The organism is Promicromonospora kroppenstedtii (assembly GCF_044389675.1).
Taxonomy (GTDB): Bacteria; Actinomycetota; Actinomycetes; order Actinomycetales; family Cellulomonadaceae; genus Promicromonospora; species Promicromonospora kroppenstedtii.
In genome coordinates this window covers 79,065-92,566 of the sequence record NZ_JBIRYI010000017.1, presented here as the reverse complement: position 1 = coordinate 92,566, position 13,502 = coordinate 79,065, and the positions used below count along the sequence as shown (strand labels likewise).

Annotated in this window: 14 protein-coding genes; 1 reads left to right on the top strand and 13 read right to left on the bottom strand. The window is 71.5% G+C overall.

Annotation, left to right across the window (positions count from 1 at the left end; translation table 11 throughout):
• Positions 1-22: 22 nt before the first annotated feature.
• Complete coding sequence (locus ACH47X_RS23185; protein ID WP_397407320.1) at positions 23-2,500, top strand: glycoside hydrolase family 3 C-terminal domain-containing protein; 2,478 nt, start codon at positions 23-25, stop codon at positions 2,498-2,500.
• Here ACH47X_RS23185 and ACH47X_RS23180 read toward each other — a convergent pair.
• The 13 genes from ACH47X_RS23180 to atpB form a co-directional block, all read right to left on the bottom strand.
• A complete protein-coding gene (locus ACH47X_RS23180) occupies positions 2,493-3,137 on the bottom strand; it encodes a GNAT family N-acetyltransferase (RefSeq protein WP_084800549.1) in 645 nt (214 codons plus the stop codon). The genes ACH47X_RS23185 and ACH47X_RS23180 overlap by 8 nt on opposite strands.
• A gap of 95 nt (positions 3,138-3,232) precedes the next feature.
• Positions 3,233-3,853 (bottom strand): DUF402 domain-containing protein, encoded by a 621-nt coding sequence (locus ACH47X_RS23175; RefSeq protein ID WP_397407318.1) that lies wholly within the window; start codon positions 3,851-3,853, stop codon positions 3,233-3,235.
• Between the two features lie 24 nt (positions 3,854-3,877).
• The gene (locus tag ACH47X_RS23170; protein ID WP_397407316.1) at positions 3,878-5,125 is read right to left on the bottom strand and encodes an N-acetylglucosamine-6-phosphate deacetylase; all 1,248 of its coding nucleotides are present in this window, start codon (positions 5,123-5,125) and stop codon (positions 3,878-3,880) included.
• Between the two features lie 57 nt (positions 5,126-5,182).
• Positions 5,183-5,878 (bottom strand): endonuclease NucS, encoded by a 696-nt coding sequence (nucS, locus tag ACH47X_RS23165; RefSeq protein ID WP_020017629.1) that lies wholly within the window; start codon positions 5,876-5,878, stop codon positions 5,183-5,185.
• On the bottom strand, positions 5,878-6,303 hold the full coding sequence (locus tag ACH47X_RS23160) for a DUF2550 domain-containing protein (protein ID WP_020017630.1): 426 nt from the start codon (positions 6,301-6,303) through the stop codon (positions 5,878-5,880). Before ACH47X_RS23160 ends, nucS begins: the two co-directional genes overlap by 1 nt.
• Positions 6,304-6,315: 12 nt before the next feature.
• Positions 6,316-6,576, bottom strand: coding sequence for a F0F1 ATP synthase subunit epsilon (locus ACH47X_RS23155; RefSeq protein WP_036966029.1), 261 nt, complete (start codon positions 6,574-6,576; stop codon positions 6,316-6,318).
• Positions 6,577-6,680: 104 nt separating this feature from the next.
• On the bottom strand, positions 6,681-8,162 hold the full coding sequence (atpD, locus tag ACH47X_RS23150; RefSeq protein ID WP_397407313.1) for a F0F1 ATP synthase subunit beta: 1,482 nt from the start codon (positions 8,160-8,162) through the stop codon (positions 6,681-6,683).
• Between the two features lie 57 nt (positions 8,163-8,219).
• Positions 8,220-9,116, bottom strand: a complete 897-nt coding sequence (locus tag ACH47X_RS23145) for a F0F1 ATP synthase subunit gamma (RefSeq protein WP_036966021.1) — start codon at positions 9,114-9,116, stop codon at positions 8,220-8,222.
• Between the two features lie 3 nt (positions 9,117-9,119).
• The gene (gene atpA / locus ACH47X_RS23140; protein ID WP_036966018.1) at positions 9,120-10,748 is read right to left on the bottom strand and encodes a F0F1 ATP synthase subunit alpha; all 1,629 of its coding nucleotides are present in this window, start codon (positions 10,746-10,748) and stop codon (positions 9,120-9,122) included.
• 56 nt (positions 10,749-10,804) lie between these two features.
• Entirely contained in the window at positions 10,805-11,617 is an 813-nt protein-coding gene (locus ACH47X_RS23135; protein ID WP_397407310.1) for a F0F1 ATP synthase subunit delta, read from the bottom strand.
• Entirely contained in the window at positions 11,617-12,195 is a 579-nt protein-coding gene (locus ACH47X_RS23130) for a F0F1 ATP synthase subunit B (protein WP_397407308.1), read from the bottom strand. Before ACH47X_RS23130 ends, ACH47X_RS23135 begins: the two co-directional genes overlap by 1 nt.
• Positions 12,195-12,425 (bottom strand): ATP synthase F0 subunit C, encoded by a 231-nt coding sequence (locus ACH47X_RS23125; protein WP_182619121.1) that lies wholly within the window; start codon positions 12,423-12,425, stop codon positions 12,195-12,197. The genes ACH47X_RS23130 and ACH47X_RS23125 overlap by 1 nt, the downstream gene beginning before the upstream one ends.
• Before the next feature lie 131 nt (positions 12,426-12,556).
• On the bottom strand, positions 12,557-13,255 hold the full coding sequence (gene atpB / locus ACH47X_RS23120) for a F0F1 ATP synthase subunit A (protein ID WP_342665889.1): 699 nt from the start codon (positions 13,253-13,255) through the stop codon (positions 12,557-12,559).
• Positions 13,256-13,502 lie beyond the last annotated feature (247 nt).

Sequence of the window (13,502 nt, the reverse complement as noted above, 5' to 3'; positions counted from 1 at the left end):
CCGACGCCGCAAGGCCGACCCGATGCCAAGGGAGCACGACGACGTGCCGAACCAGACGCAGCCCCTGTTCCGCGACCCCGCCGCAGCCCTGGCCGACCGGGCCCGCGACCTGCTGGACCGCCTCACCCCCGACGAGCGGCTGAGCCTGCTGCACCAGCACCAGCCCGCGATCGAGCGGCTCGGCCTCGCCGCCTTCCACACCGGCGCCGAGGCCCTGCACGGCGTCGCGTGGCTCGGCCGCGCCACCGTGCTGCCGCAGCCGGTCGGGCTGGGCGCCACGTGGGACGCCGACCTGCTCCGCCGGCTCGGCGACCTGGTCGCCACCGAGCTGCGGGCCAAGCACGCGGCCGACCCGGCGGTCTCCCTGAACGTCTGGGCGCCCGTGGTGAACCCGCTGCGGCACCCCGGCTGGGGTCGCGGCGAGGAGGGGTATGCCGAGGAGCCGCGCCTCGTGTCCCACCTGGCGACGGCGTACTGCGCCGGGCTGCGCGGGGACCACCCGACGGTCTGGAAGACGGTCCCGGCCCTCAAGCACTTCCTCGGGTACGGCAACGAGACGGACCGCTCGGCGACGTCGTCCAACCTGTCCGAGCGGACGCTGCACGAGTACGAGCTCCCTGCCTTCCGCGGGCCGATCGAGGCAGGGGTCGCCGGCGCGGTGATGCCGTCGTACAACCTGGTCAACGGGGTTCCCGCACACACGTCGGGCGACCTGCTGGCCGAGCTGCGCTCCTGGGCGCCCGGTTCCGTCGCCGTCGTGTCCGACGCCGGCGCGCCCACGTTCCTGGTGACGATCCAGCGGGCGTACGCCTCCCACGCGCAGGCGCACGCGGCGGCCGTGCGCGCGGGGCTGGACTCCTTCACCGACAACGACACCGACCCGTCGGTCACGCTGGACCGGCTGCGCGAGGCGCTGGCAGCCGGGCTGCTGACGCAGGACGACGTCGACACCGCCGCACTGCGCATGCTGGAGCTGCGCCTGCGCACGGGCGAGCTGGACGGCACCGCCGACCCGTACGCGGGCATCGGGGCCGACGCGATCGACCTGCCGGAACACCGGGTCCTGGCACGCGAGGCGGCGGCGAAGTCCGTGGTGCTGCTGCGCAACGACGGGACGCTGCCGCTGGGCGCGCCGGGGCGCGTCGCCGTCGTCGGGCCGCTGGCCGACCGGGTGCTCACCGACTGGTACTCCGGTACCCCGCCCTACGCCGTCCCGCTCGCACGCGCGGTCGCGGCCCGCTACCCCGACGCCGTCGTGGACGTCGCCGACGGCGCCGACCGGGTGGCACTGCGCGCCACGTCGTCCGGCCGGTACGTGAGCGTCGACGGCGCGGGCGAGGTGACGGTCTCGGCCGCCGACGCCGGTGCGGCGGCCCACCTCGACGTGACCGACTGGGGCGACGGGGTGCTCACCCTCCGGTCGGTCGCCTCGGGGCGGCTCCTGACGGGCGCGGGCTGGATTCTCAGGGCCGACGCCGAGCGGGTGGGCGGCTGGGTGGTGCAGGAGTCGTTCCGCCGTCACCACCACGCGGACGGCACATGGTCGCTGCTGCACGTGGCGAGCGGGCGGTGGCTGCGGGTGCAGCTGGGGTCGGGACTGCTGGTGGCCGAGGCCACACGGCTCGCGGACGCCGAGCGGTTCGTCTGGCGCACCGTCTCCTCGGGACAGGCCGAGGTCGCGCGCGTCGCGGCAGCCGCGGACGTGGTGCTCGTGGCCGTCGGTAACGACCCGCACCTGGGCGGGCGCGAGACCGAGGACCGGACGTCGCTCGCGCTGCCGGAGCCGATGGCGGAGCTCTGGCGCGTGGCGCGCGAGGCGTGCCCGGCGGCGGTGCTGGTGGTGACGTCGTCCTACCCGTACGTGCTGGGGCCGGGGGTGCTGGGGGCCGGGGAGGCCGGCGCGCCGACGGGCGCGCTCGTCTGGGCGGCGCACGGCGGGCAGGAGGCCGGCAACGGCCTGGTGGACGTGCTGTCCGGGGACACGGAGCCGTACGGCCGGCTCGCCCAGACGTGGCCGGCGGACGAGGCGCAGGCCGGCGACCTGTTCGACTACGACGTGGCTCGCCAGGGCATCACCTACCGGCACCTGGCGACGGAGCCCGCGTTCTGGTTCGGGCACGGGCTGAGCTACACGGAGGTCCGCTACGAGGGCCTGCGGCTGGTCCGATCCGACCCGGGCGTCGACGGCGCGGGCGCAGCGGGCAGGCCCGGCGCCGTCGTCTCCGTGCGCAACACCGGGGAGCGCCCGGTGGACGAGCTCGTCGCCGTGCACGGTCTCTCGCCCGACCTGCCGGTCCCCGCGGCCCGGCGGCAGCTGCTCGGGTACGCGCGGGTGCGGCTCGCCCCGGGCGCGGCGGCCGAGGTGCCGGTCCCGCTGGACCTGGGCGCCCTCGCCGTGCGGCACGACGGCGCGATGGTGCTGCAGCCGGGCACCTACACGGTGGCGTCCGGGCCGTCCGCCGGGGACCTGCGGGTGCGGGCCGAGCTGACCGTCAGCTGAGCTCGCGCTCCGCGAACTCCCGGTCGAGGATCGCGAAGACCAGCTCGGTGGACCACACGCCGTCGCGGACATCGCTCTCGACCAGGCGGGCCTCCTGCCGCATACCGAGCCGCTGGGCCACGCGGACCGAGCCGAGATTCTCCTCGTCGATGCGCGCGAACACGCGGTGGAAGCCGTAGGACTCGAACGCGAGCCGGAGCGTGGCCCGGACCGCCTCCGTGGCCAGGCCGTGCCCGCTCACGTCGGGGTGCAGGGCGTAGCCGACCTCGGCCTGCCGGGGCGCGGCCGCCCACTTGAGCATCGTCTCGCCCACCACCTCGCCGTCCGACTCGACGGCGAGCACCTGCACGTCACCGGCCTCCTCGAACGGGGCGCTGGACCACGTGCGGAGCTTCGTCCGGGCCGTGGCCCGGTCCCACGGCGGCTGGTACATGTACCGCACGACGTCGGGGCTCGACCGCCAGGCGAGGAACGCCTCGGCGTCGTCCGGGGCGACCGGGCGCAGGGTGAGGCGCGCGGTGACCACGGGCCAGCCGGGGTCCGACCGGTAGGCCCGCGCCGGCGTGGCGAGCGCGGGCAGGGCATCGGGCGCGGCGTCGGGTCCGGGGGCGGAGGCAGGCGGTACGGAAGAGGGCACGATCCGACCGTAGCGTCCAGAACCCGGTATGCCACCGGAATTCGGTCGGTATCGCCCGACGGACCGGCGCGTCCGGCGTGTCCCGCCCGCGGCGCTCAGCGTGCCTCGAACGCCACGCTCTCCCAGTCGGCCGGCACGTCCCGGGGCTCCCACGAGGAATCGGGCGTCCAGTCCGCCCAGGACTTGTCCCACCAGATCTTCCCGGCGTCGAGCAAGCCGGCGATCCGGGCACCCTCGGCGCGGATCTGCGGCATGCGTCCGGGGTACCGGGCGGGGCCGGTCTCCTCGAACTCCACGACGTCCTTGAACTCGTAGGTCTCGGCGTCGGCCGCCCACCAGACGTCCAGCTCGTGGTCGAGCGTGTCGAACCCCATCGGCGTGCGGCGCGGCGCGTCCTCCAGGTTGAAGTACCAGCCCTGGAACGCACGTTCGGGCCCGTCCCAGAACAGGAAGAGAGAATGCTCGACCCCGGTCCAGTGCAGCTCGAGGCGGCCGTGGCCGCGCCACTTCCTGCTGCCGGCGGTCTTCCACGGGTGCTCCCCCACCGGGAACGTGCCGGTGGCCGGATAGGCCAGCGGGGTGCCGCCGGGCGTGTAGGTGACCAGCAGATCGCCGTCGTCCTGCACGCAGACCTGCGGGATCGCGATCCAGGGCTCGCCGCGCATGATCTCGCGGCGCACCACCGTCTGGCCGGGCAGGAAAACTTCGGGCGTCATGCGGGGAACGCTAACAGCGGCTCGTTACGCCCCGGCGACATCCACGTTGACACCATGGCGCAGCACCCGCAGCGGCCGCAGGTCGTCGTCCGTCACCAGGATGTCGGCGCGCGCGCCGGGCACCAGTGCCCCGACCTCGCCGGCCAGGCCCAGTACCCGGGCCGGCACCGCCGTCGCGGACCGCACGGCGTCGACCAGAGGGACGCCGCCACGCACCGCGCACCGCACCACGTCGACCAGGTGGGCGGTGCCACCGGCGATCGGCCCCTCCTCCTCGGGCGTGCCGGGAGCGGCCTGCGGCGTCGGGATCCGGGCGACGCCCTCGTGCACGACCACCGACATCGGGCCCAGCTCGTACCTGCCGTCCGCCACGCCTGCCGCGGCCATCGCGTCGGTCACCAGGACCACCTGGTCCGCGCCGACCATATCGAACACCGAGCGCACCGTGGCCGGGTCGAGATGGACACCGTCGCCGATGAGCTCGACGATCATGTCGCCGCGGGCCGCCGCCGCCAGGCAGGCCGCGATGGGGCCGGGTTGCCGGTGGTGCAGGGGGCGCATGCCGTTGAACAGGTGGGTCGCGGTCATGGGGGCGCCCAGCGCGGCGGTGACCTGCTCGATCAGCGCCTCGGCCTGCTCGGTGGTCCCGTCGGTGTGGCCCAGCGAGGGCAGCACGCCCGCCTCGACCAGCGCCTCGGCGACTCCGCCGGGCCCGGTCACGCCCGGCACCTCGGGGGCGACGGTCATCGTGCGCAGGTACCCGCGGGCCGCCCGCGCCATGTCCGCCACCAGCTCGACGCTGCCTTCTTGCAGGTCAGCCGGGTTGTGGGCGCCGCGGCGGCGGTAGGACAGGAACGGCCCCTCCGCATGCAGCCCTTCGATCTCGCCGGCCTCCGCGAGCTCGGCCAGCACCGCCGCCCGCTGCACCAGCACCTCGGGCTGGGCCGTCACGAGCGACGCCAGCAGGGTCGTCGTGCCGTGCCGGCGGTGCTCCAGCACGCCCGGAAGCGCCTCGGCGGCCGTCGTCACGTCGGGGAACGACGCGCCGCCCCCGCCGTGGTTGTGCAGGTCGACGAGGCCCGGCAGCACGTACGTGCCTGGCGCCGGTGGCACCTGCTCCAGGGCAGGGCCGTGACCGGCCTCAAGGGCGTCGACCACGGAGCCGGCGAACTCGACCCGTCCACCCGAGGTGACCACGACGCCGTCGTCCACCACGGAAGATGCCAGGACCAACCGCCCGCGCACGACTACCACTTCGCTCATGGCCGACATCCTGCCATCCGCCGGGCAGCGCTCTGCCGCGGGACGCTCCGCGCAGGGCCCGGCGGGCTAGAAGAGGCGCGTCGTCGGGTCGTCGACGCCACGCATGGCGTCGTAGTCGAGCAGGAGCGTGGCGATGCCACGGTCCTTGGCGAGGACCCGGGCCTGCGGCTTGATCTCCTGGGCCGCGTAGACGCCGCGGACCGGGGCCAGCAGCGGGTCGCGGTTCAGCAGCTCCAGGTACCGCGTGAGCTGCTCGACGCCGTCGATGTCGCCGCGGCGCTTGATCTCCACGGCGACGGTGGAGCCGGAGCCGTCCCGCGCGAGGATGTCGACGGGGCCGATCGCCGTGGGGTACTCGCGGCGCACGAGCGTGTGCCCGTCGCCCAGCAGCGCGATCTGCTCGGCGAGCAGCTCCTGCAGGTGCGCCTCCACGCCGTCCTTCACGAGGCCGGGGTCGATGCCCAGGTCGTGGCTGGAGTCGCTGTGGACGGTGAACAGCTCGACCTCGAGCCGGTCGTCCGACTTGGCGTGCTGGACGGTCCACACCTCGGTGACGCCGCGCTCGGCGGCCTCCTCGGAGGGCTCGCGCACCGTCAGGGTGCACGGGGGGCTCATCCAGTTGAGGGGCTTGTACGAGCCGCCGTCGGAGTGGATGAGTACGCTGCCGTCAGCCTTGACCACGAGCAGCCGCGTAGCCTGCGGGAGCATCGCGGTCAGGCGGCCCGTGTAGAGGGCGGAGCAGTCTGCCACGACCAGCCGCATCAGAGAACCAGATCCTGTCGTCCGGGAGGGGCGGCCTCGAGCCAGGAGGCGAGGCCGAAGTAGTCGCCGGCAGCGAGGTCGAGCTCGAAGTCGAGCCCGTCGTACCGGCACTGGACGAGATAGTGGTCGCCCTGACCACGCTCGTCCGGGTCGAGCGGGGTGCGGCTCGTGACGGTGAGCCGCTCCCGGTACCACGTGCGGGCCGGACGGGGTGACAGCGACCAGCACCGCCACCACTCGATCCGGCCCACCGCGTACTGCGCGATGCCCGGCGTCCAGGAACCCTCGGGGTTACCGGTCGCCCTGGCACTGCAGTCGAACGATCCGACCCTCCTGGAGAGGGTCCGCAGCCGGGAGATCCCGGCCGCGATCACGAGCGCGAGCGCCCCCAGTACCGCTATCGCGATCCATACGACGCCGGGCACGCGCGCTCTCCCTCAGACCAGGGAGATCTCGTCGACCACGAGGGTGACGAGGTTGTTGTCCACGGACATGAAGCCGCCGGTGACCGTGGCCTCCACGGCCGGGCCCGACGCCGTCTCCACCTTGATCGTGCCGGGGCGAAGCACGGCCAGCAGCGGCGTGTGGTTCGCCAGGATGCCGATCTGGCCGTCCGCAGACGGCGCGCTCACCTGGGTCGCCGCACCGCTCCAGACCTTGCGGTCCAGGGACACGAGGTCCACGCTCAGCTCTGCCACGAGAGCTCCTTCCGATGTAGCGGGCGTGCTGCCGCCCCTGCCGGGTTGCCCGAGTCTAAGGGGTCCGGCGGGGCGGCATCACGCACGGGGGGACGTACGAGACCTCAGGCCCCGTACTCCTTCTGGATCCGTGCCCAGTTCTCCTCGAGCATCTCGAGGCCACCGATGTTGTAGAAGGCCTGCTCGGCGATGTGGTCGAACTCGCCGGCGCAGATCTTCTTGAACGCCTCGATGGTCTCCGACAGCGGCACCGTCGAGCCCACCACACCCGTGAACTTCTCGGCCATGTAGGTGTTCTGGGAGAGGAACTGCTGGATACGACGCGCACGCGCGACGACCGTCTTGTCCTCCTCCGAGAGCTCGTCCACACCGAGGATGGCGATGATGTCCTGGAGCTCCTTGTTGCGCTGCAGGATCGACTTCACCTCGGTGGCCACATCGTAGTGCTCCTGGCCCACGTAACGGGGGTCCAGGATGCGCGAGGTGGAGGCCAGCGGGTCGATCGCCGGGTACAGACCCTTCGACGCGATCTCACGGGAGAGCTCGGTCGTCGCGTCCAGGTGGGCGAACGTCGTGGCCGGGGCCGGGTCGGTGTAGTCGTCAGCCGGCACGTAGATGGCCTGCAGCGACGTGATGGAGTGACCACGCGTCGAGGTGATGCGCTCCTGGAGGAGGCCCATCTCGTCGGCCAGGTTCGGCTGGTAGCCCACGGCGGACGGCATACGGCCGAGCAGCGTGGAGACCTCGGAACCGGCCTGCGTGAAGCGGAAGATGTTGTCGATGAACAGCAGCACGTCCTGCTGCTGCACGTCACGGAAGTACTCCGCCATGGTCAGGGCCGACAGGGCCACGCGCAGACGCGTGCCCGGCGGCTCGTCCATCTGGCCGAAGACGAGGGCCGTCTTGTCGAAGACACCCGCCTCGTCCATCTCGGCGATCAGGTCGTTGCCCTCACGGGTGCGCTCGCCGACACCGGCGAACACGGACACACCACCGTGGTCCTGGGCCACACGCTGGATCATCTCCTGGATGAGGACCGTCTTGCCGACGCCCGCACCACCGAAGAGACCGATCTTGCCACCCTGGACGTACGGGGTCAGCAGGTCGATGGACTTGATGCCCGTCTCGAACATCGTGGTCTTCGACTCGAGCTGGTCGAAGGCCGGGGGCTTGCGGTGGATCGGCCAGCGCTCGGTGACCTCGAACTTCTCGCCCTCCTCGAGGTTCAGGACCTCGCCGGTGACGTTGAAGACCTTGCCCTTGGTGACGTCGCCGACGGGCACGCTGATGGGCGAGCCGGTGTCGGTGACCAGGGCGCCGCGGACCAGGCCGTCGGTCGGCTTGAGCGCGATGGCGCGCACCAGGGAGTCACCCAGGTGCTGCTCGACCTCGAGGGTCAGGGTGAACGTGTTCTCGTCCTCGCCCTGGCCGGACAGGTCGATCTCGACGGTCAGCGCGTTGTAGATGTCGGGGATCGCGTCCTCGGGGAACTCGATGTCCACGACGGGGCCGATCACCCGAGCGACCCGGCCGGTGCCGGGCCCGCTCGTGTGCTCGACCGTGGATTCCACGGTGGTGGCGGTCATACTTGCCTCGCTTCGGTGGGCCGGAGGGTCCTCCGGCGGGGAGTCTGTTCGGTCTGTTCAGGACGCCAGGGCGTCGGCACCGGAGACGATCTCGCTGATCTCCTGGGTGATGTCGGCCTGGCGGGCCTGGTTGGCCAGTCGGGTGTACGTACGGATCAGGTCCTCGGCGTTGTCCGTGGCCGTGTGCATGGCGCGCTGGCGGGCGGCCAGCTCCGACGCGGCGGCGTCGAGCAGCGCCGCGTAGATGCGCTGGTCCACGTACCGCGGGAGCAGTGCGTCGAGCACGGCCTCCGGGGAGGGCTCGAAGTCGTAGAGCGGCAGGACCTCGTGCTCGTCCGCCTCCACCACGCCCTCGACGACCTCCAGCGGCAGCATCCGCACCACGTGGGGACGCTGCGTCACCATGTTGACGAACTGCGTGGAGACCACGTGCAGCTCCGACACGCCGCCCTCGGACTCGTCCGCGAGGAACTTCTCGAGCAGCGCCTGCCCGATCTCCTCGGCGACCTCGGCCGACGGACGCTCCGACCCGTAGGTCCACGTCCTCTCGGTCTCCCGACCGCGGAACGTGTAGTACGAGATCGCCCGGCGGCCGGTGACGTAGAGGAGAACCTCCTTGCCCTCGGCCGCGAGCTGCTGGGTCAGCCGCTCGGCCTCACGGACGATCGACGCCGGGTAGGAACCCGCCATGCCACGGTCCGACGACACCACGAGCACCGCGGCGCGCTTGGCGCCGGCGACCTCCCGCGTGAGCGGGTGGTCGATGTCGGTGTGCGTGGCGACCGCCGAGACCGCACGGGTGATCGCCTGCGCGTACGGTGCCGCGGCCGCCGTCCGCGCACGGGCCTTGCCGATGCGGGACGCGGCGATGAGCTCCTGCGCACGGAACATCTTCTTCAGCGACTGCGTCGACTTGATCCGTGCCTTATAGACGCGCTGGGATCCACCGGCCACGGGTCAGGCCTTCTTCTTGACGACGACCTGTGCCTGCTCGACGTCGACGGGGCCACCCTCGACCTCACCACCGACGAGCGCGGTGCCGTCGGCACGCTGGAAACCGGCACGGAAGTCGTCCACGGCGGCGCTGAGGGCCTCCTCCGTGTCGGACTCCAGCTTGCCGGTCTCGCGGATCGTCGAGAGCACGTCCGTCTTGCGGCGCAGGTGGTCCAGCAGCTCGGACTCGAACCGCTTGACGTCCTCGACCGCGACGTCGTCCAGCTTGCCCTTGGTACCGGCCCAGACGGCCGCGACCTGGTCCTCGACCGCGTACGGCGAGTACTGGGGCTGCTTGAGCAGCTCCGTCAGGACGGCGCCGCGCTGCAGCTGGGCACGCGAGGCTGCGTCGAGGTCGGACGCGAACATCGCGAACGCCTCGAGCGAGCGGAACTGCGCCAGCTCCAGCTTCAGCGTGCCGGAGACCTTCTTCATCGCCTTGATCTGCGCGTCACCACCGACTCGGGAGACGGAGATACCGACGTCCACTGCGGGGCGCTGGTCGGCGTTGAACAGGTCGGACTGCAGGAAGATCTGGCCGTCCGTGATGGAGATGACGTTGGTCGGGATGTACGCCGAGACGTCGTTCGCCTTGGTCTCGATGATCGGCAGACCGGTCATCGAGCCCGCGCCCAGGTCGTCCGAGAGCTTGGCACAACGCTCGAGCAGACGGGAGTGCAGGTAGAACACGTCACCCGGGTAGGCCTCGCGGCCCGGCGGGCGGCGCAGCAGCAGCGACACGGCGCGGTAGGCCTCGGCCTGCTTCGACAGGTCGTCGAAGATGATCAGGACGTGCTTGCCCGAGTACATCCAGTGCTGGCCGATGGCCGAGCCGGTGTACGGGGCCAGGTACTTGAAGCCGGCGGGGTCGGAGGCGGGAGCCGCGACGATCGTCGTGTACTCCAGCGCGCCGGCCTCCTCCAGGGCGCCACGCACGGAGGCGATGGTCGAGCCCTTCTGGCCGATGGCGACGTAGATGCAGCGCACCTGCTTGCTCGGGTCGCCGGTCTCCCAGTTCGCCTTCTGGTTGATGATCGTGTCGACCGCGATCGCCGTCTTGCCGGTCTGGCGGTCACCGATGATCAGCTGACGCTGACCACGGCCGATCGGGATCATCGAGTCGATCGCCTTGATGCCGGTCTGCAGCGGCTCGTGCACCGACTTGCGCTGCATGACGCCGGGCGCCTGGAGCTCCAGGGCACGGGTGCCCTCGGTGGCGATCTCGCCCAGGCCGTCGATGGGAGCACCCAGCGGGTCGACCACGCGGCCGAGGTAGCCCTCGCCCACGGGGACCGAGAGCACCTCACCGGTACGGCGGACCTCCTGGCCCTCCTCGATGCCAGTGAACTCGCCCAGGACGACCACACCGATCTCGCGGACGTCCAGGTTCTGCGCGAGGCCGAGCGTGCCGTCCTCGAAGCGAAGCAGCTCGTTGGCCATCACGCCCGGGAGGCCCTCGACGCGGGCGATGCCGTCCGCGGCGTACGCGACGCGGCCCACCTCCTCGGTGACCGCTTCCTGGGGCTCGTAGGCCTTCACGAAGCTGTCCAGTGCGGCGCGGACCTCGTCCGGCCGGATCGTCAGCTCAGCCATTGATCTTCTCCTGTCGTGGCCGCGAAAGCCGCGGCGGAAGGTTCTTGTTCACGTTTTCAGCCGGCCAGACGACGCGAGGCGTCAGCAAGGCGCGACAGGACGGTGGAGTCGACGACGTCCGCGCCGACCTGGATGCGCAGGCCGCCGACGACGGTCGGGTCCACGGTGACGTTCAGCTGCACGGGCTTCCCGTACGAGCGCTCGAGGATCGCGCCGAGGCGCTCCTCCTGCTCGCGGGTGAGCATCGTCGCGCTCGTCACGGCGGCGACCAGGCGCTGGCGGCGCTCCGCCGCGACCTCGCCGAACCAGCCGATCGTCTGCACGAACCGGCGACCACGCAGCGACGACGTCGCGCGCTGTGCCAGGCGCTGGGTCACGGTGTCGACCTTGCCACCGACCAGTGCGTCCACGAGCGCCACCCGGCGCTCCGGAGCCGTCGAGGCGTCCGAGAGGACCTGCTTGGCCTCCCGCTGCCCGACGAGCGACCGGCTGAGCCGGAACAGCTCGTCCTCGACCGTCTCCAGCGTGCCGCGCGCCTCGGCGGAAGCCAGGACGGCGTCCACGCCGAGGCGCTCGACGGCGTCCGTGAGGTCGGCGTCGCTCGCCCAGCGCGCCCGGGCGAGCCCGGACACGAGGTCGACCACGCGCTCGTCGAAACCGCCCAGCAGGCCGGCCACCAGGCCCGCCTTGGCCTCGCCCTCGCGGGAGGGGTCGGCGAGCGAGCGGCGCAGCGCGGCGGAGTCGTCGAGCGCCGACACCAGGGTGAGCAGCTGCTCACCCAGGGTCAGCGCATCCGCACCCGCGGCGCGCAGCACCGGCTCGAAGCGCTCCTGCGCCGCAGTCAGCGATGCACCGCTCGATCCCCGCATCACGCCTCCTTGTTGCTTGCCACGGCCTGGCTCGCCTCGAGCTCGTCGAGGAAGCGGTCCACGACGCGCGACTGCCGGGCCGAGTCCTCGAGGGACTCGCCCACGATCTTCGACGCGAGCTCGGTCGCGAGCGAACCGACCTCGGTGCGCAGCGACACCGCGGCGGACTGCCGCTCGGCCTCGATCTGACGGTGCGCGGTCTCGGTGATGCGCTCCGCCTCCTCGCTCGCCTTGGCCCGGAGGTCCTTGACGATCGCGGTGCCCTCGGCACGCGCCTCCTCGCGGACCTGTGCCGCCTCGGCACGGGCCTCGGCCAGGAGCTGCTGCTGCTGGGCGAGGGCGTCGTCCGCCGCCTTCTGGGCGGCCTCGGCCTTCTCGATGCCGCCCTCGATGAGGGCGGCACGCTCGTCCAGCACCTTGTTCATCTGAGGCAGGATGAACTTGTAGAACGCGACGGCGATGATCACGAGGACCACCGCAGACCAGAGCAGGTCGTAACCGGCGGGCAGGAACAGCTCGATGCCCTGCGGCTCGTCCGTCTGCGCCGCTACCAGGGCGGCGCTCGAGTGCGCCGCCATCACTGGAAGAGGAAGCCGGCGACGAGCCCGAGGAGCGCGAGCACCTCGACGAAGGCGACACCCAGGAACATGGTGGCGCGGAGCTGGCCGGCGACCTCGGGCTGGCGGGCCATGCCCTCGATGGTCTTGCCGATCAGGATGCCGAGGCCGATGCCCGGGCCGGTCGCCGCGAGGCCGTAGCCGATGGCGTTCAGGTTGCCGGAGACTGCGGCGAGAGTGGTGACGTCCACTTGCGTCTTCCTTCCGTTGGGCGCCGGACCGGTATTGGTCCGGCGTCGCGTGGTGTGCGAAGGCGCGTGCTGCGCCCGTCGCGGGTTTTCCAGGTGAAGCTATGCAGCGCCGCCCGGAGGAGCGAGCACCGTCAGTGCTCCTCCTCCAGCGACATGTTGATGTAGACCGCGGCCAGCAGGGCGAAGATGTACGCCTGCAGGAACGCGACCAGCAGCTCGAAGAGCGTCATGAAGATGCCGGCCGGGAGCGTCAGAGCGCCGAAGACCATCAGGCCGCTGCCCGCCGAGTCGATCAGGAAGAACTGCGTGGCGGCGAAGCAGAGCACCAGCATGATGTGGCCGGCGACCATGTTGGCCACCAGTCGGACCATCAGCGAGCCCGGCCGGATGATCAGGATCTGCAGCAGCTCGATCGGCGTCAGGATGAAGTAGATCGGCCACGGCACGCCCGGGGGGAACAGGTTCGCCTTGAGGTACCCGCCCAGACCGTGCTTGCGGATGCCGACGGCCCAGTAGGTGACGAACACCCACAGCGCGAGCAGCAGCGGCACACCGATGCGCGAGGTGGCGGCGAGGTTCAGGCCCGGGATGATGCCGGTGAGGTTGAACGCCAGGATCGTCACGAAGATCGTGGTGAGCATGGGCAGGAAACGCTTCGCGTTGTCCTTGCCCAGGATCTCCTCGCCGACCTGCACCCGGACGAAGTCCAGGATGTACTCGACACCGGCCTGGAAGCGGCCCGGCACGACCTTCGCCCGGCGCGCGGCGATCATGAAGATCGACAGCAGCACGATGGTGGCGATGATCCGGATGATCCAGAGCCGGTCGATCTGGAAGATGGTGCCTTCGAAGAGGATGCCCGACGGGAAGAAGTCGGCGATCGACGGCGTGTGGAAGCCGCCCTCACCCTCGTGGCCTTCAGTGGCGGCGAGGATTACGGACGTCGCATACGTGGACAGGAGGACTCCCAGGTGGTCATTCGGCCCCGCGCGCGTTTCCCGCTGTGTGGCGGAACGGGCGCGCCGTCGGGCCTGGCCGTCATGGATTCGTCGTAAGCCTAACCTATGTCACATGGGG

Coding starts and splice junctions, on each gene's coding strand:
- ACH47X_RS23170 (WP_397407316.1), bottom strand. CDS start 5,125: ATGTCGGCCATGAGCGAAGTGGTAGTCGTGCGCGGGCGGTTGGTCCTG.
- ACH47X_RS23135 (WP_397407310.1), bottom strand. CDS start 11,617: ATGCGGGGATCGAGCGGTGCATCGCTGACTGCGGCGCAGGAGCGCTTC.
- ACH47X_RS23130 (WP_397407308.1), bottom strand. CDS start 12,195: ATGGCGGCGCACTCGAGCGCCGCCCTGGTAGCGGCGCAGACGGACGAG.
- atpD (WP_397407313.1), bottom strand. CDS start 8,162: ATGACCGCCACCACCGTGGAATCCACGGTCGAGCACACGAGCGGGCCC.
- ACH47X_RS23185 (WP_397407320.1), top strand. CDS start 23: ATGCCAAGGGAGCACGACGACGTGCCGAACCAGACGCAGCCCCTGTTC.
- atpA (WP_036966018.1), bottom strand. CDS start 10,748: ATGGCTGAGCTGACGATCCGGCCGGACGAGGTCCGCGCCGCACTGGAC.
- nucS (WP_020017629.1), bottom strand. CDS start 5,878: ATGCGGCTGGTCGTGGCAGACTGCTCCGCCCTCTACACGGGCCGCCTG.
- ACH47X_RS23175 (WP_397407318.1), bottom strand. CDS start 3,853: ATGACGCCCGAAGTTTTCCTGCCCGGCCAGACGGTGGTGCGCCGCGAG.